The 17,093-nt window shown below is 62.0% G+C and carries 16 protein-coding genes; 2 read left to right on the plus strand and 14 right to left on the minus strand.

Annotated features, from left to right (window positions below; genetic code table 11):
- Position 1 precedes the first annotated feature (1 nt).
- From BLT98_RS08380 to BLT98_RS08390, 3 genes are all read right to left on the minus strand, one after another.
- Positions 2–1,612, minus strand: a complete 1,611-nt coding sequence (locus BLT98_RS08380; RefSeq protein WP_092606442.1) for a ShlB/FhaC/HecB family hemolysin secretion/activation protein — start codon at positions 1,610–1,612, stop codon at positions 2–4.
- 210 nt (positions 1,613–1,822) lie between these two features.
- Positions 1,823–4,078, minus strand: coding sequence for a CHASE2 domain-containing protein (locus BLT98_RS08385; RefSeq protein ID WP_244517424.1), 2,256 nt, complete (start codon positions 4,076–4,078; stop codon positions 1,823–1,825).
- On the minus strand, positions 4,075–5,697 hold the full coding sequence (locus BLT98_RS08390) for a GAF and HD-GYP domain-containing protein (protein ID WP_092607073.1): 1,623 nt from the start codon (positions 5,695–5,697) through the stop codon (positions 4,075–4,077). Before BLT98_RS08390 ends, BLT98_RS08385 begins: the two co-directional genes overlap by 4 nt.
- 197 nt (positions 5,698–5,894) lie before the next feature.
- On the opposite strand from BLT98_RS08390, the gene BLT98_RS08395 reads away from it, so the two are divergent.
- On the plus strand, positions 5,895–6,791 hold the full coding sequence (locus tag BLT98_RS08395) for an MBL fold metallo-hydrolase (protein ID WP_092606444.1): 897 nt from the start codon (positions 5,895–5,897) through the stop codon (positions 6,789–6,791).
- A 168-nt stretch (positions 6,792–6,959) separates the two neighbouring features.
- Here BLT98_RS08395 and BLT98_RS08400 read toward each other — a convergent pair whose 3' ends face one another.
- The 7 genes from BLT98_RS08400 to rpsF form a co-directional block, all read right to left on the minus strand.
- Complete coding sequence (locus BLT98_RS08400) at positions 6,960–7,970, minus strand: inorganic phosphate transporter (RefSeq protein ID WP_034783457.1); 1,011 nt, start codon at positions 7,968–7,970, stop codon at positions 6,960–6,962.
- Between the two features lie 42 nt (positions 7,971–8,012).
- Entirely contained in the window at positions 8,013–8,639 is a 627-nt protein-coding gene (locus BLT98_RS08405; protein WP_010400015.1) for a DUF47 domain-containing protein, read from the minus strand.
- 94 nt (positions 8,640–8,733) lie between these two features.
- Entirely contained in the window at positions 8,734–10,119 is a 1,386-nt protein-coding gene (locus BLT98_RS08410; protein ID WP_034750488.1) for a replicative DNA helicase, read from the minus strand.
- A 135-nt stretch (positions 10,120–10,254) separates the two neighbouring features.
- The gene (gene rplI / locus BLT98_RS08415; protein WP_034783456.1) at positions 10,255–10,710 is read right to left on the minus strand and encodes a 50S ribosomal protein L9; all 456 of its coding nucleotides are present in this window, start codon (positions 10,708–10,710) and stop codon (positions 10,255–10,257) included.
- A 27-nt stretch (positions 10,711–10,737) separates the two neighbouring features.
- Positions 10,738–11,028 (minus strand): 30S ribosomal protein S18, encoded by a 291-nt coding sequence (gene rpsR, locus BLT98_RS08420; RefSeq protein WP_010400024.1) that lies wholly within the window; start codon positions 11,026–11,028, stop codon positions 10,738–10,740.
- A 25-nt stretch (positions 11,029–11,053) separates the two neighbouring features.
- Positions 11,054–11,353, minus strand: coding sequence for a primosomal replication protein N (gene priB, locus BLT98_RS08425; protein WP_034783455.1), 300 nt, complete (start codon positions 11,351–11,353; stop codon positions 11,054–11,056).
- A 20-nt stretch (positions 11,354–11,373) separates the two neighbouring features.
- Positions 11,374–11,763 (minus strand): 30S ribosomal protein S6, encoded by a 390-nt coding sequence (gene rpsF / locus BLT98_RS08430; RefSeq protein WP_034750499.1) that lies wholly within the window; start codon positions 11,761–11,763, stop codon positions 11,374–11,376.
- A 275-nt stretch (positions 11,764–12,038) separates the two neighbouring features.
- Here rpsF and lexA point away from each other — a divergent pair, with 275 nt between their 5' ends.
- Positions 12,039–12,674: a transcriptional repressor LexA gene (gene lexA / locus BLT98_RS08435; RefSeq protein ID WP_034783454.1), complete on the plus strand. Its 636-nt coding sequence runs from the start codon at positions 12,039–12,041 to the stop codon at positions 12,672–12,674.
- Between the two features lie 67 nt (positions 12,675–12,741).
- On the opposite strand, the gene BLT98_RS08440 is transcribed toward lexA, so the two are convergent.
- From BLT98_RS08440 to BLT98_RS08455, 4 genes are read right to left on the minus strand one after another with little or no spacing between them, the layout of a single operon-like run.
- Entirely contained in the window at positions 12,742–13,983 is a 1,242-nt protein-coding gene (locus BLT98_RS08440; protein WP_092606446.1) for a cystathionine gamma-synthase family protein, read from the minus strand.
- 43 nt (positions 13,984–14,026) lie between these two features.
- Complete coding sequence (gene purF / locus BLT98_RS08445; protein ID WP_034783451.1) at positions 14,027–15,550, minus strand: amidophosphoribosyltransferase; 1,524 nt, start codon at positions 15,548–15,550, stop codon at positions 14,027–14,029.
- A 39-nt stretch (positions 15,551–15,589) separates the two neighbouring features.
- The gene (locus BLT98_RS08450; RefSeq protein WP_034783449.1) at positions 15,590–16,078 is read right to left on the minus strand and encodes a CvpA family protein; all 489 of its coding nucleotides are present in this window, start codon (positions 16,076–16,078) and stop codon (positions 15,590–15,592) included.
- A gap of 20 nt (positions 16,079–16,098) precedes the next feature.
- Entirely contained in the window at positions 16,099–17,070 is a 972-nt protein-coding gene (locus tag BLT98_RS08455; protein WP_092606448.1) for an SPOR domain-containing protein, read from the minus strand.
- Positions 17,071–17,093: the final 23 nt, after the last annotated feature.

Genomic DNA, 17,093 nt, shown 5'->3' on the forward strand with positions numbered 1-17,093 from the left:
ACTAGTAGGCCAAGGCGAGGCGGAAATGCAGGCGGTTGGCGCCCCGCTGTCCCGTGTCGCCGCCATTGACGACATGGGCGTAATCGAGTTGCAGATTGGCATAGCGGCTCAGCAATAAACGCAGGCCGAGGCCGCCGCTGCTGATGCCTTGCGACGCGCTTTCGCCGGGCAGCCCATGGTTGCGGCGCAGCCATGCCGTGTCATAGAACGCCAGTGCGCGGCATTGGTAGCCGAGTGCCTGGCCGCACCAGTTCGGCGTATACAGTTCCAGGTTCAGGTTGACGCCCGAATCATTCGATACCTCGCGCTCGGCAAAGCCGCGCACGGACGCGGCGCCACCGGCGCCGAACTGCTCGCCCGGCACCAAGGCGTCGGGCGTGACTTGCGCGTTGACGAGCGCGCGCCATTGCCAGTCGCCGGCCAGCACGCGCCCCGAGCTGGCGCTCAGGCGCAGGGTGTTGTAGGCCGCCTTGGCATGCGCGCGCACCCGGTCGAAATCGGCTTGCGCGCCATGCTTGCCACCAGGGATATTGTGCGCGAAGGTGACCGCCACGCTGGTCTCGCCCGTGGGCAAGGTCCAGTTGCCGATGTAGCTGACGCTGAGCGGATGCACGGTGACGTCGGCGCCCAGCTCCATGCCGAACAGCTGCACGCTGTTGCGGTAAGCCTTGTAATCGACGCCGTACACGAGCTTGGGTTCGAAATCGCCGCTGCGGGCAAAGTTCTGGTTGTAGCGGATGCCGGCCATGCTGCCCTGGCCGCTGACGGCCAGGTCGAAGATGCCGGCCGAGACGCTGCCCGAATCGACGTTCGAATAGCTGGCGAAGAAATCCATCGAGTCGCCCAGCGCATACAGCGGCAAGTGGTAGCCGGCGCCATACACGCCCACCTTGTCCGGCTTTTCCAGGCTGCTCGTGTATTGCAGGCTGGCGACATGGTCGCGGCCGAACAGGTTGGCATGCTGCAGCACCACGCCCACGTGCGTCTTGCCCGTTTGCGCATTGCCCGTATTGTCGACGTTAAGCATGGCTTTCCAGGGCTTTTCATCGGCCACCGTGACGATGGCGTCGATGGCGCCCGCCGGCTCGTCCGCTTGCAGGCGCACTTCGATCTTGCGCGCAGGGTTTTCATTGGCCAGCTTCAGGCTTTGCGACAGGGCCGGCACGTTCGGCGTCTCGCCTTCGCGCAGGGACGGCAGGGCGCGCCGCACGTTGGCCTCGTCGACATGCGCGTTGCCGCTGATGGCGAGCTTGCCCAGCGGCGTTTGCAGCACGCTCAGGCGCACCACGCCCCGTTCCAGTTCCTGCTCGGGCAATTGCACCTGCACGGCGCTGTAACCGCGCTCGCGGTAGGCCGCTTCCAGCGCCTCGACGGCGCGGGCGATGTCGGAAAAATCGCGCTGCGCGCCCGTGTAGGGTGCCAGCAAGGCTTGCACCTGCGCGGACGTGAGCAGGGTATTGCCCTGGACGTCGAAGCGGCGGATCTCGAAGCGCGGCACGCCGTCTTCCTGCATCGCAGGAGCAACGTCATCCATGGGAACGGCAGCGCCGGCGGCGCCGACGGCGAACAGCAGCGCGGAACCCGCAAGCAGGTGCACCAAACGATATGTCATGTGAAGGATTTCTTGTGTAACCGGACAAGCGCGCGGCCCGCAGGCGCCAGCATGTCCGGCAATGGATTGAAGACAAATTTTAGACGGCTTTTAGTTTCCAGTCAGAAATTTCTAACATTTCTCCCTGATTTTTATCGCAGCGCAACAAACCGTGCGCCGGCGAGGGTGAAAAATGCCGCCATCGCTTGCATTTTCGGGCGCGATGGCGGGCTATTTGCTGTGCAATGCTGTCACGCCATCCCAGTCGGCAGGCGGCGGCGCGTTGCGGTACTGCTCCAGGCGCGCCGCGTACAGCCGGTACAGGCCGTCATCGGGAAAGTCCGCCTGCAAGCGGGCCAGCTGCGCGCCAGCCTGCCCCCAGTCGCGCGCGCGCAGACTGGCCAGCACCGCATGCCAGCGTTCCAGCTGCGCCAGCTCCGCTTTGCCGGCGTCGGCCAGCAGGCCGCGCGGCTCGAAGATGGCCACCGCTTCCTGCTTGCCCAGCACGCGTATGCGATCGAGCTCGCGGTACAGGAAATCCGGGGCGGCGGCGCGCGTGGCCTCGCCCACCACGATGCCCACGCCATACAGCTTGCTGGCGCCTTCCAGGCGCGCGGCCAGGTTGACGCTGTCGCCCATCACGGTATAGGCGCGGCGGATGCGCGAGCCCATGTCGCCCACATGCATGGATCCCGTATTGATGCCGATGCCGATGCGCAGCGCCGGCCAGCCGCGCGCACAAAACTGCCGGTTCAGCCGCGCCGCGCTGCCCTGCATCAGCAAGGCGCTGGCCACGGCCCGGCGGGCGTGATCGCCAAAGGCGACGGGCGCGCCCCAGAACGCCATCACGGCGTCGCCGATGTATTTGTCCAGGGTGCCGCCATGGCTGTCGCGGATATCTTCCGACATGGCCGTCAGATATTCATTGATGTATTCGCGCAGCGCGGCCGGCGCCAGCTGCTCGGAAATGGCCGTGAAACCGCGCACGTCGGCAAACAGCACCGTCAGTTCGCGGTTCTCGCCCTCCATGGTATAGCGCTGCGGATCGTCGGCCATCTCGGCCACCAGCTCGGGCGCCACATATTCGCCGAAGCGCGCCACCAGCGCGCGTCCCTTGCGCACCTCGAAAAAATAGCCCCACGCCAGGTTGGCGATGAACAGTGCAAGGATCAGCAGCAGCAGCACGGCGCCGCCCAGCACCAGATCGTGCGCGGCGTACAGGTACAGGTTGATGCCGATGGCCGCCGCCAGCGCGCCCCCGGTGGCCAGCATCACGCCGGCCGGCGGCAGCACTGCCAGGGCGCCCGCCAGCAGCAGGCCAAACAGCACGATCTGCACCAGTTCCAATGCCAGCGCATAGTCGGGCCGCGCCTTGAAGCGCCCGTCGAGCATGGACTTGATCAGGTTGGCGTGCACCTCCACCCCCGGATACTCGGCATTCACGGGCGTGGCGCGGATATCGTTCAAGCCGGGCGCCGTGGTCCCCACCAGCACGATGGCGCCCTTCAGCAGCGCGGGCGGCACCGTGCCGGCCAGCACGTCGGACGCCGAGACGTAGCGGAAGGCGCCGCCATCGGGGCCGCCCGTGCCGCGGTACCGCACCGTGGTCGTCAAGGCTTCGCCCACGGGGATCGCCATCGCGCCGCGCGGGGTGAACAGCATGAGGTGTTCGAGTCCGCCGTTGGCCAGTTCGCGCGCCGACAGGGTGTCGGCCGTGCCCGTGAAGCGGGGAGCGATGGCGCGCGCCTGCAGGTAGACGGCGACGGTGGCCAGCGACAGCGAAGGATAGTAGCCGTCGCCGATGCGCTGCAACATGGTCGAGGAACGCACCACGCCATCGGCATCGGTCAGGGCCGTGAAGATGCCGGCGCCTTGCGCGGCCGCCTGCAGGGGCGCGATATTGGCTTCGTAGCCGCGCGCCACGTAGGCCGTGACGCTGCGCCCGTTCAAATCGGCCACGGTGAAGGCCGGCTTGGGCAGCACGCCCTTCCTTTGCTGCTCCGAGACGCTGTAGCCCAGCACCACGGGCTGGCCGCGCATGGCCTCGGCAAACAGGCCGTCGTAATCCATGGCGGGGCGCAGCTTTTCCAGCTGCGCCGGCAAGCCGGCCACGCCCGCCAGTTCGCCATGCGCCAGGCCTTGCAGCACGGCGTAGCCGGAACTGGTGTCCGCTTCGGGAAACGCGATATCGAAGCCCAGCGCAGACACGCCGTAATGGCCGGTGAGCTGGCGTACCAGACGCGCCTGGATATCGCGGCTCCAGGGAAAACGGCCCACCCGGGCCAGGCTTTGCTCGTCGATGTCGACGATGACGATGCGGCGGTCGAGCTGCGGCTTTTCCGCGCGCATGCGCCAGTCGCCCAGCATGGCGTCCAGGCGCGCGATGTTGTCGTTGCCGGCCAGGCACAGCAAGGCCGCCGCCAGCGTCAGCAGTATGCCCAGCAAGCAGCGCGCCCCATGCTTGCGCAAGGCCAGCGACGGCTTCAAGGGATATAGCCTGGAATGGCCGCCTCGTCGACGGCATCGATCTGGCTTGGATGCATGTGCTTTTCAGCGAAGGTCAGATAGACTTTGCTGCGGATGAAGACGTCGAACAGCTCCGGGTCGATATGCCCGTTCAGGCTGAAATTGCCGAGGATGCGCAGGGATTCGGACAGCGACTTGCCCTTCTTGTAGGGCCGGTCGCGCGCCGTCAGGGCCTCGAAAATATCGGCGATGGCCATCAGCCGCGCCGGCACCGACATCTGTTCTTTCGTCAGGCCGCGCGGATAGCCCTTGCCATCCATGCGCTCGTGGTGGCCGCCCGCATACTCGGGCACCTTTTGCAGGTGCTTGGGCCACGGCAGCGCTTCGAGCATGCGGATCGACACGCTGATATGGTTGTTGACGATGGCCCGCTCGGCCGCCGTCAGGGTGCCGGCGCGGATGGTCAGGTTTTCCGTCTCGTCGGCATCCAGAAAATCGCGCAGTTCGCCATCGGCCGCGCGCCAGCGGCGCCTGGCGATCTGCCGCACGCGCTCCTGGTCCGCCTGCGCCATGCTCTCGCCGCCGATGTTCACCCTGCGGATGAAGTCGCGCTCTTCGCGCAGCGCGGCCTGCTCCTGCGCCAGCGCGCGGGCAATGGCATCTTTCTGCTGCGGCTGCGCCGCCTGCTGGCGCAGGGCCGCGATCTCGGCGTCGCGCAGCAGCACTTCGTAGCGCGTATCGATCAGGGCGATGCGGTCAAAAATGGTTTCAAGCTTGGTCGCCTTGTCGACCACGTGCACGGGCGTGGTGATCTTGCCGCAATCGTGCAGCAGGCCGGCCAGCCACAGCTGCTTGCGCTCGTTGTCGCTGAGCCGGAAATCGGCCAGCGGCCCGGTGTCCGTCGCATGCGCGGCATCCGCCAGCAGCATCGTCAGCTCGGGCACGAACTGGCAGTGGCGGCCCGTGTACGGCGACTTTTCATCGATGCCGATATTGATCAGGGTAACCAGCGATTCAAGCAACTCTTCCAGCTGCGAGATAAGCAGTTGATTCGTCAGCGCCACGCCGGCCTGCGCGGCCAGCGCCTCGATGAAGCGCTGGTCGGTGGAGGAAAAGGCGCGCACCTGCCCCGTTTCGCCATCCTTGGCATTGACCAGCTGCAGGACGCCGATCAAGTCGCCCTCGTGGTCGCTCATGGGCACCGTCAGGATCGATTGCGTGTGGTAGCCGTGGTGGCGGTCAAACTCGCGCATGCCGGAAAAATTGAAGCCCTCGTCGCGGTAGACGTCGGCGATGTTCACACTGCGGCGCAGGTTCGCCGCATACGCGGCCACCGATGCCAGATTCGGCTGGCCGGCAGCGTCGAACAGGGGCACGCCGGGCAAGCCCATGTCCGCCCCCTGAGCGATGCCCAGGCTGTCGTTGACGCTGATGTCGAACGCCAGCTGGCGGCCCTCGGCCATGGGCCGGTACAGGGTGGCGCCATCGGCGCCGCTCATGCTTTTTGCCAGCAGCACGATGCGCTGCAACAGCGCGCCGATATCGTGCCCCTCGCCGCCCAGGCCATGGCCGAGCGCGACACTGAGTTCGGTCAATTGCTCCAGTCTGTGGGCGATTTTCTCAGGGTGCAGCTGAGGCATGTTGGCGGCAATCAGGTAATGGGCAAGCAAAAAAGGGAAGTCGGCAAGCGCCAGTGTAACGGCCACCCTGCGCACTGTACATTACTTAGTTACAACAAAATGAAATAACTTTCCGTATCGCAACACGCATAAATGTTGCCGCCAATCTCATTAATTAGAATAGAATCAACAATAATTACACCGTAACAAGGTACTGAATGAAATTCACGTTCAGGGGCGTGCGCGGCTCCATCCCCTCTCCCGGCCCGCGCACGGCGCGCTATGGCGGCAACACCACGTGCATCGAAGTACGCACCGACAGCGATAGCCTGATCATTCTCGATGCGGGCAGCGGCATCTTCTCGCTGGCGCAGCAACTGCCGCCAGGCGAGCCTGTCGACGCGCACGTCTTTATCACGCACAGCCACTGGGACCACATCCACGGCCTGCCCATGTTTTCGCCCCTGTTCGTGGCCGGCAACCGCATGCGCCTGTACGGCGCCCACGATGCCGTCGCCGGACGCGGCATCGAGCACGTGATGGCTGTGCAGCTGCAAAACAGCTATTTTCCCGTCAGCGAAGCGGCCATGGCGGCCTGCATCGAGTACCGCACCCTGGCGCCCGGCGAGGCCGTCGAGGTAGGCGGCGCGCAGGTGCGCGGCGCGGAAATGAACCACCCCGTCGTCAACCTCGGCTACCGCATCGACTGCGGCGGCGCCGCGCTGTTTTTCAGCGGCGACCATGAACCGTTCTACAACCTGCATCCGCCCGGCCATGCCGAGCATGCGGCCTGCGCGGCGCGCAATGCACAGCGCCAAGCCGGCATCGACGCACTGGTCGCCGGCGTCGACGCGCTGATCATGGATTGCTCGTACACGCGCGAGGAATACCCGGGCAAGAAGGGCTGGGGCCACGGCACCTTCGACGCAGCCTTCGACCTGGCCCTGCGCTGCGGCGCGCGGCGCCTGTACTGCACCCACCACGAACCGACCCGCAGCGACGAGCAGCTCGAAGCCGTGTTTGCCGACGTGATGGGCCGCTATGCGAGCCGCCTGGCCGGCCTGCAGGTGTTCCTCGCCTATGAGGGGCTGACGGTGGACCTGGCCTGCGCATAAAAAAAGGAACCTTGCGGTTCCTTTTTTTGAATGTGCCCAATTGGCCCAAGGCCCTCTGAAAACCGTAGCGAGCAAGCCCGATATCGGATTGAGTAGCGGAGCTGTACTTTAGTACAGCGAGCAACGGAGATTCGATAGGGGGCTGCGCAGTAGGTTTGCAGGGGCGCCTTACATGATGTGGTGGCCAATCCACCAGGCAACCGCGGCAACGAAGGCGGAAGCGGGAATCGTGAAGATCCAGGCCCAGACGATATTGCCCGCCACGCCCCAGCGCACGGCCGACATTTTTTGCGACGAGCCGACGCCGACGATGGCGCCCGTGATCGTGTGCGTGGTCGACACGGGAATGCCCAGCGCCGTCGAGACGAACAGGGTGATCGCGCCACCGGTTTCGGCGCAGAAACCGCCCACCGGTTTGAGCTTGGTGATCTTCTGGCCCATGGTCTTGACGATGCGCCAGCCGCCGAACAGCGTACCGAAGCTGATGGCCGTGTAGCACGAGATGATGACCCACATCGGCGGCATGGCATCGGCCGCGCTCGAGTAGCCGGCGGCGATCAGCAGCATCCAGATGATGCCGATGGTTTTTTGCGCATCGTTGCCGCCGTGGCCCAGGCTGTAGGCGGCCGCCGATACCAGCTGCAAACGGCGGAACCACTTGTCGACCTTGCGCGGCGTCGAACGCACGAAAATCCATGACACGAGCAGCATCATGATCGAACCGAACACAAAGCCCAGCACGGGTGCGATGACGATGAAAGCCACGGTTTTCCACAGGCCGGCCGCGACCAGCGCGCCCGTGCCGGACTTGGCGACAGCGGCGCCCACCAGGCCGCCGATCAGCGCGTGCGAGGACGACGAGGGAATGCCGTAGTACCAGGTAAACAAATTCCAGAAGATGGCGCCCATCAGCGCGCCGAAGATCACGTACTGGTCGATCACCGCCGGGTCAATGGTGCCCTTGCCCACCGTGGCGGCCACGGTCAGCTGGTGGAACACGAAGATGGCGACGAAGTTGAACGTGGCGGCCATGGCAACCGCGGTCTGCGGTTTCAATACGCCCGTCGAGACCACCGTGGCGATCGCGTTGGCGGCATCATGGAAGCCGTTCATGAAGTCAAACAGCAGCGCGAGGACGATCAACAGGCCTAGCACGTAGATGCTGATTTGTATGGTCATTGTAGTTTCTTTTCTGATTCTGGTTCAGGACAGGCCCAACGCTTACGCGTTTTCGACGATGATGCCTTCGATAATATTGGACACATCTTCGCAACGGTCGGTCACGGTTTCCAGAATTTCGTAGATCGCTTTCAGCTTGATCAGGTTGCGCACGTCCGGCTCATCGCGGAACAGCTTGGACATGGCGGCGCGCATCACGTGGTCGGCATCCGATTCCAGGCGGTCGATCTCCTCGCAGATGGCGACGATCTTGCGCGAATTGTCCATGTTATGCAGCATGGCGACGGCGTCGCGCACTTTTTCGGTACAGGCCAGCACCAGTTCGGCCAGACGCTTGGCTTCCGGCGTGACGGCTTTCAGGTCGTACAGCGAAACGGTTTGCGCCGCATCTTCCAGCAGGTCGAGGATGTCGTCCTGGCGCGTGATCAACTGATGGATGTCGTCGCGGTCGATCGGCGTGATGAAGGTCTTGTGCAGCATTTCCACGGTGGCGTAGGTGACTTTGTCCGCCTGTTTCTCGATGCTTTCGATCGCATGCACGCGGTTTTCCAGGTCGTCGAAATTGGTCATCAGGCCGAGCATCTCTTTGGCGCCCTTGACGCACAGTTCCGCGTGCTGGTTAAACAATTCAAAAAACTTGCCCTCAGTGGGCATCAAGCGTCCAAACATGTCATTCTCCGTTAAGCATTGAGTCGTGTTATTTACTACAGAAAGCCGCCCCTTTTGATGAAGGGGCGGCCAATGGAATATCAGTGCTGCTGTGTTAGTCGCCTTGGTAAAGCGCCAGGCCACCACTGTAATTGCCAAATTTGGTGTACTGCCCCATGAAGGTGAGGCGGATGCTGCCGATTGGACCGTTACGTTGTTTACCGATGATGATTTCGGCCGTTCCCTTGTCTGGCGAGTCGGGGTTATACACCTCGTCGCGGTAAATGAACAGGATCACGTCGGCATCCTGCTCAATAGCGCCCGATTCGCGCAAGTCGGACATGACAGGACGTTTGTTCGGGCGTTGCTCCAGCGAGCGGTTCAGCTGGGACAGCGCGATCACGGGGCAGCCGAGTTCTTTCGCCAGGCCTTTCAAGCCCCGCGAAATCTCGGAAATCTCCGTGGCGCGGTTGTCGCCCGGCGTATTGGCCGACATCAGCTGCAAGTAATCGACGATGATCAGGCCCAGCTTGCCGCATTGACGCGACAGGCGGCGCGAGCGGGCGCGCAATTCGATCGAGTTGAGCGCCGGCGTTTCATCGATGTACAACTGCGCGTCGTTCATCTTCTGGATCGCATTCGTCAGGCGCGGCCAGTCCTCGTCGTTCAGGCGGCCCGTGCGCAAGCGGTGCTGGTCGAGCTGTCCGACGGAGCCGAGCATACGCATGGCCAGCTGGGCGCCGCCCATCTCCATCGAGAACACGGCCACGGGCAAGCCGCTGTCGATGGCCACGTTTTCGCCGATGTTGACGGAAAACGCCGTCTTGCCCATCGATGGACGGCCCGCCACGATCACCAGGTCGCCCGGCTGCAGACCGGAGGTCATGCGGTCGAGGTCGATGAAACCGGTGGGCACGCCCGTGATTTCACTCTGGTTATCGCGGCTGTACAGTTCGTCGATGCGCTCGACCACTTGCGTCAGCAGGGGCTGGATGGCGGTCCAGCCCTGAGCGCCGCGCGCGCCTTCTTCGGCGATGGCGAAAATCTTCGATTCGGCCTCGTCAAGCATCTGCTTGACTTCCTTGCCTTGCGGGCTGAAGGCCGTGCCGGAGATATCGTCGGCGACGGTGATGAGCTTGCGCAGCACGCCGCGGTCGCGCACGATCTCGGCGTAGCGCCGGATGTTCGCGGCCGATGGCGTGTTTTGCGCCATGGCGTTCAGGTAAGCGAGTCCGCCCACATCATCGGCCTTGCCGAGCTGGGTCAGGGTTTCAAAAACAGTAATGACATCGGCTGGCTTGGAAGCGTTAACCATCTTGACGATTTGCTCGAAGATGATGCGATGGTCATAGCGATAGAAATCCTCCGCATGCATGAAGTCGGCGATGCGGTCATACGCGGCATTGTCGCGCAGCAGACCACCGATAACGGATTGTTCTGCTTCGATCGAATGCGGCGGAATACGGAGGGAATCCAGTTGCGGATCAGAGGGGGCGTTCATGGCGCGAATTATACCCGCTTCGGCGTGCTGGCAAAAATAAAGGGCTGAAATTGAGCGAAAAAAAGGCCACAAAAAAGCCGGGCGAACCCGGCTTTTCATAGTGCGGCAGCGCTTGCGGGCCAGGCCCGCAGACGATTACGCGTTCGCGTCTGGTACGACAGCGATAACAACTTCCACGACCACGTCGGTGTGCAGAGCAACCGAAACGTTGTGCTCGCCAACGATCTTCAGCGGGCCGGTAGGCATGCGGATTTGTGCTTTTTCAACAGCAAAACCTTGCTTGGTCAGCGCTTCAGCGATGTCGAAGTTGGTGACGGAACCAAACAGACGGCCATCAACACCAGCTTTTTGAGCAACTTGAACGGTCAGGCCGCTCAGTTTTTCGCCCTGGGCTTGCGATGCGGCCAGTTTAGCGGCAGCAGCTTTTTCCAGTTCGGCGCGCTTGACTTCGAATTCAGCCACAGCGGTTGCCGTAGCACGACGTGCCAGGCGTTGCGGGATCAGGAAGTTACGTGCGTAACCGTCTTTGACTTTGACGACTTCGCCGAGGTTACCGACGTTAACAACTTTTTCTAACAGAATGATTTGCATAGTTCTTCTCCAGGAATATCTGACCGATTAAGCGTGGTGCAGATCGGTGTATGGCAGCAGCGCGAGGAAGCGAGCGCGCTTGATTGCGGTGTCAACTTGGCGCTGGTAGTGCGCTTTGGTACCGGTCAGGCGTGCTGGCATGATCTTGCCGTTTTCTTGGACGAAGTCTTTCAGCGTGTCGACGTCTTTGTAGTCGACTTGCTCAACGTGAGCTGCGGTGAAGCGGCAGAACTTCTTGCGTTTGAACAACGGGTTTTGCTGTTTGCGTTTTTCTTTAAGCTTGAGCTTATTTTTGTCGAACTTTTTACCGAATGCCATGTCAGGCTCCTGTATCTAAAATGCGCTAGTCAGAATTGACTGCACTAAAATCAATGATGTGAAACACCAAACTCTTGCTGTTGCGGCTCTTCCTGGCCAGGAAACCCGTGAACTGATACACCCCGCCCAAGCTTGCCTGACTGAACCTGCCTGAAATTTCGCCAGCGGCTAGCGCGGCAACATCAAACTCGGTCAAACGGGCAATCCCTGCTTCCATCTGCTGCGAACTGTGTTGCAATACTGCATTCACAATCGGCAGCCCTGCCGGGGTATAGCGCAATATTTCGCGCTCGGCAATGATGGCGGTTACTTGTAGCTGGTTCAGCGCACGATCCTGGTCAAGAATTAAGCTGCTGCTGCGGCTGGAGCGGCTGCTGGTGCTTCGGTGCGGTGGCTTTTGGCCGCGTCTTCGCGTTGTACCGATTTCATCATCGGCGAAGGAGCTGTTTCAGCTTTCTTCATTTTAACGGTCAGGTGACGCAACACGGCATCATTGAATTTGAATGCTGTTTCCAACTCGACCAGGGTCTCGTTGTCGCATTCGATGTTCAGGCAGATGTAGTGTGCTTTAGGCAGCTTTTGGATCGAGTAAGCCATTTGACGGCGGCCCCAATCTTCCACGCGGTGAACCGAACCGCCGCGGGTGGTTACGCTGGCTTTGTAGCGTTCGATCATCGCGGGCACTTGCTCGCTTTGGTCCGGATGGACGATAAAGACTATTTCATAATGACGCATGCAAACTCCTTCAGGTCGGATTGATAATCGCCCACCCCGGCGTCAAGACGGGTGTGGGAAGGTCAGCCGAAGATTATAACCGCCTTTTGCAAACGTTTCAATCATTCCTTCCACAAGCGCCCGAAAAGCCCGCGCGCCACCGTGCTTTCCGCCCCTGGACAAGTATTTCTTGCGAAATTCGCCTAAAACACGGAAATCCCCTTGCATAGTGGGCGATACTGTACAAAAATACAGACTGTTCATATAGACAGCATTTTAGTATGCACCCACCGCTCATGATCAAGCTGACAGCACGACAAGAACAAATCCTGAACCTGATCAAGGACGCGATTGAAAACACGGGCTTTCCTCCCACCCGTGCCGAAATCGCCAATGAACTGGGTTTCAAATCGGCCAACGCGGCCGAAGAGCATTTGCAGGCCCTGGCCCGCAAGGGCGCGATCGAGATTTCTCCCGGCACCTCGCGCGGCATCCGCCTGATCGGCGCGGCCGCCGAAGCCCTGCCATCGAAAGTGCCGGCAGCGCTGCTGATGTCGTTGCCCCTGATCGGCCGGGTGGCGGCAGGCTCGCCCATCCTGGCACAGGAAAACCTGGAAGCGAGCTACAACGTGGACCCCGCCCTGTTCTCAGCCAAGCCCGACTTCCTGCTGAAGGTGCGCGGCTGGTCCATGCGCGACGCAGGCATCATGGATGGCGATTTACTGGCCGTCAAGAAGGTCGATAGCGCCAAGAATGGCCAGATCGTCGTCGCCCGCATCGGCGACGAAGTCACCGTCAAGCGCTACAAGAAAACGGGTTCCGTCATCGAATTGCTGCCGGAAAACCCCGACTTCAAGGTCATCACCGTATCGCCGGAAGATGAATTCGCCCTGGAAGGTTTGGCGGTAGGCTTGATGCGCAGCTGGCATTGAACCACCGCATGTAAAAAGGGCCGCAACAGCATGACTGTTGCGGCCCTTTTTTTATTGCCCAGGCGTTTTATGCATCCAGGGCGCTACGGAAATCCTCGAGCAAGTCCGCCTCATCCTCGATACCGACGGACACGCGGATCAGGGATTCGGCGATGCCCATGCTGGCGCGGCGCTCGGCGCCCATCTCGTAAAAGATCGTGTGGGCGACGGGAATGACCAGGGTGCGGGTGTCGCCGAGATTGCTCGCTGGAATGGCAAGATTGAGACGATTGAGGAAATCGAAGCAATCGATGCCATCCTTCAGCTCAAAGCTGAACAGCGAGCCATAGCTGCGGAACAAATCCGTCGCCAGCGCGTGCTGCGGATGCGCGGCCAGGCCCGGGTAGTGCACGGCCGCTACCCGCGGGTCGGCGGCCAGCATGGTGGCCAGCGCCAGGGCGTTCGAGCAGGTGCGGTCCATGCGCAAGGCCATGGTTTCCGCGCCGACGGCGATATGGTGCGCCGCCTCCGGGCCCAGGGAGGCACCAAAATCGCGCAATGCCTTGGCGCGGATTTGCGCGATGCCCCACTGCGCCGGCGCCGCCTTCTTGTAATTGTCGAAAATGTTCGGATACTGCGTCCAGTCGAACACGCCCGTGTCCGTCAAGCTGCCGCCCAGGGCATTGCCGTGGCCGCCGATGGATTTTGTCAGCGCATTGACCACCAGGCCAGCGCCCACGGCTTTCGGGCGGAACAGGTAGGGCGTCGTCATGGTGTTGTCGACGATGTACAAAATGCCGCGTTCCTTGCACAACGCGCCGATCTTCGCCAGGTCGGCGATCTGCGTGCGCGGATTGGCGATGGTTTCGACAAACACGATGCGCGTTTGCGGCGTGATGGCGGCGGCCACATTGGCCACGTCCGTGGCGTCGACAAACGACACGCCGACGCCCTGCCCTGTCACCGTTTGCCACAGGCTGTTGGTGTTGCCAAACAAAAAGGCCGACGACACGACATGGTCGCCAGCGCGCAAGAGCGCCTGCACCACGGCGCCGATGGCGCCCATGCCGGTGGCGAAGCACAGCGTGGCGACGCCGTCTTCCATCTTGTTGACCTTGTCTTCCAGCGCGGAGACGGTCGGATTGCCCTGGCGGCCGTAGCGGAAGCCGGGCTCCTTGCCCTGGAATACGGAAGCGAGCTGGCGCGCATCGCCGTAGCCGAAGGCAACGGAAGTATGCACGGGCTTGTGCAGGGAACCGTGCTCGATGCCCTTGCGGCGGTCGTTATGCAGGATGGTGGTGGTAAAGCCGTAGTTTTTTTTATCGTTCATGATCGCGGAGCAAAAAAAGCCCGGCGCTAGCCGGGCAAGATAATTACGCTTCTGTTGTCGCCAGGTTCAGGTTCAGCTGGGAACGCGGCGTATCTTCGGGCGCTGCCGCCTTCGGATGGTGGCGCGCATATTCCAGGCGGTCCAGGTATTCCTGCGACACGTCGCCCGTCACGTACACACCATCGAAGCACGACGCTTCGAAGTTGGTCAGGGCCGGGTTGACGTCGGCGATGGCCTGCTTGAGCGCGCCGATATCCTGGTACACCAGGTAGTCGGCCGTGATTTCGCGGCACACTTCTTCCGTCGTGCGGCCATAGGCGATCAGTTCGTCGCGCGTCGGCATGTCGATGCCGTACACGTTCGGGTAGATCACCGGAGGCGCAGCCGAGGCGAAGATGACTTTCGTCGCGCCCGCTTCGCGCGCCATCTGCACGATTTCACGGCTAGTGGTGCCGCGCACGATGGAATCGTCGACCAGCAGCACGACCTTGTCCTTGAATTCGGACGGGATCGCGTTGAGCTTCTGGCGCACGGATTTCTTGCGCGCCGCCTGGCCCGGCATGATGAAGGTACGGCCGATATAGCGGTTCTTGATGAAACCTTCGCGGTACTCGATGTTCAGCGCCATGGCCAGCTGGATGGCGGCCGGACGCGAGGAATCGGGAATCGGCATGACCACGTCGATATGCACGCCTGGCAATTCGGCGCGGATCTTCTCGGCCAGGTACTCGCCCATTTTCAGGCGCGTGGCGTACACGGAGGCACCGTCGATGACGGAGTCGGGACGGGCCAGGTAGACGAATTCGAACACGCACGGGTTCAGGCTGGCATTGTCGGCGCATTGGGCGCTGTGCAATTGCTTGTCAGCATCGATGAAGACGGCTTCGCCGGGACCGATGTCGCGCACGAAGCGGAAGCCCATGCCTTCCAGGGCCACGGATTCGGAAGCGATCAGGTATTCCGGACCTTGCTCCGTTTCATTGATGCCCAGGCACAGCGGGCGGATGCCGTGCGGATCGCGGAAGGCCAGCAAGCCCACGCCGGCGATTTGCGCCACGGCGGCGTAACCACCCTTGACGCGGCGGTTCAGCACGGTAACGGCCTTGAAGATGGCTTCCGGGTCCAGGTTCAGGCCCGTCGTCGCTTCCTGGATTTCATGCGCCAGCACGTTGAGCAGCACTTCCGAATCGGAATCGGTATTGATGTGGCGGCGGTCGTTCTTGAACATTTCCAGCTTCAACTGTTCCCAGTTGGTCAGGTTGCCATTGTGCGCCAGGGTGATGCCGAACGGCGCATTCACATAGAACGGTTGTGCTTCCTCTTCGCTCGACGAACCGGCCGTCGGGTAGCGGCAATGGCCGATGCCCGTCGTACCTTGCAGCGAACGCATGTTGCGCGTACGGAAGACGTCACGCACGAGGCCATTGGCTTTGTGCATGGAAAACATACTGCTGTGATTGGTCGCAATCCCTGCCGCGTCCTGACCGCGATGTTGCAGGAGCAACAATGCATCATAGAGCAATTGATTGACAGGTTGATGGGAAACGACGCCGACGATGCCACACATGGTGTGCTCCTAAACTGTGCTACTGATTTTAAAAAAAATTCAAAATTTCACATGCTGCGCGTAAGCGGCAGGCAGATAAGGCTTGATGGCGCGCGCGCCCTGCTCCGCGAGCGGGCTGAGCTGCGCGTTTTTCCAGAATGGCTGCTGCGGTATGGACGTCATGCCACACAAGATGACGGCGGTCAGCACGATCACAAGGCCCCGCGCCACGCCGAACAGGCTGCCCAGGGTGCGGTCGGCCAGGCTCAGGCCCGTCACCTTGACGAGCGCGTCGACCGTCATGGACAGCAATCCCATCAAAATGCGTACGCCGATGAACAGCACCACGAATGCCAGCAACAAACGGACAGCTTCGCCTGGCACGGCTTCCGGCAGGAATTTCGCCAGCGTGGCGCCATAGGCGTTGGCAATGACGAAAGCCACGATCCAGCTGACCAATGACAGTATTTCCTTGACCAGGCCACGCATCATGCTGATCAGCACGGACGTCACCAGCACGAACAGCACCAGGTAATCGAAAATCGTCACGTGCGCTCAGCCTTGCAACATCACGCCGGTACCAGGCTGCCGCCCAGGCCCAGCTTTTGCAGCTTGGCGCGGGTCTTTTCGGCGTCTTCGCGGCTGCCGAACGGGCCCACGCGCACGCGGATGCGCTCGCCCGCCGGGCTGGAGACTTTTTGCGTGTACGACTTGATGCCCGCTTCGCGCAGCTTGTCCTGCAATTCGTCGACCTTGTCCTGCGTCGCCAAGGCCGCCACCTGCACCACGAACTTGCCGCTGCCGGCGTCGTGCGCCTTGTCTTGTACTTTCTCTTGCGGCTTGCCTTCCAGGATAGCCAGCGCGCGCGCGGCATCGTCGGCCGATTGCGCCGGCTTGGCAGGCTTAGTCTCGGGCTTCGCTTCCGGTTTTACTTCATGCTTGGGCTCGGGCTTGGGCTCGTGTTTCGGCTCAGGCTTGGGTTCGTGCTTCGCTTCCGGCTTCGGCTCCACCTTGACCGGCTTGGGCTCAGGCTTGGGCTCAGGTTTCGGTTCCACATAGGTCGGCTTGACCGGTGCAGGCTGGGCGGCGGCCAGCACGGGTGCCGGTGTGGGCGTAGGCTTGGCTGCAGGCGGCAGCGGCGCATCGACGATTTCCTCGGACTGGTCCAGGCCATTCGCTGCGGCCTGGGCCGGAATGGCCGGCACGGGCGCCGGTGCAGGTGCGGCGGCCTTTTCCTTCGACGGAATGTCGATGGCAATATCGTTGAAGGGCGCCTTCGGCTCGGAATCGAGCAGCATCGGCAAGCCGACAGCTACGCCCAGGGCCAGGGCAATCGCCCCGACCAGGCGGCGGCGTGCGCGCTTCTTTTCAGGCAAGACCGGATCCGGCGCCTCCTTGCCGCCACGGCGCGATCCGCCGCCACCGGAGGTGTTGGCGGCGCGCTTGCGGGTCGGCGACTGTGCTTCGCCAGGGACATAAAAGCCGCTGTCTTCGCCAGAGGATTCTTGCTTGTTTTTAAACAGTTTCGAGAACAAGCCCATGCGTGATTTTCAGTCGAGTGCGT

Source organism: Janthinobacterium sp. YR213, assembly GCF_900099875.1.
Lineage (GTDB): Bacteria > Pseudomonadota > Gammaproteobacteria > Burkholderiales > Burkholderiaceae_D > Janthinobacterium > Janthinobacterium lividum.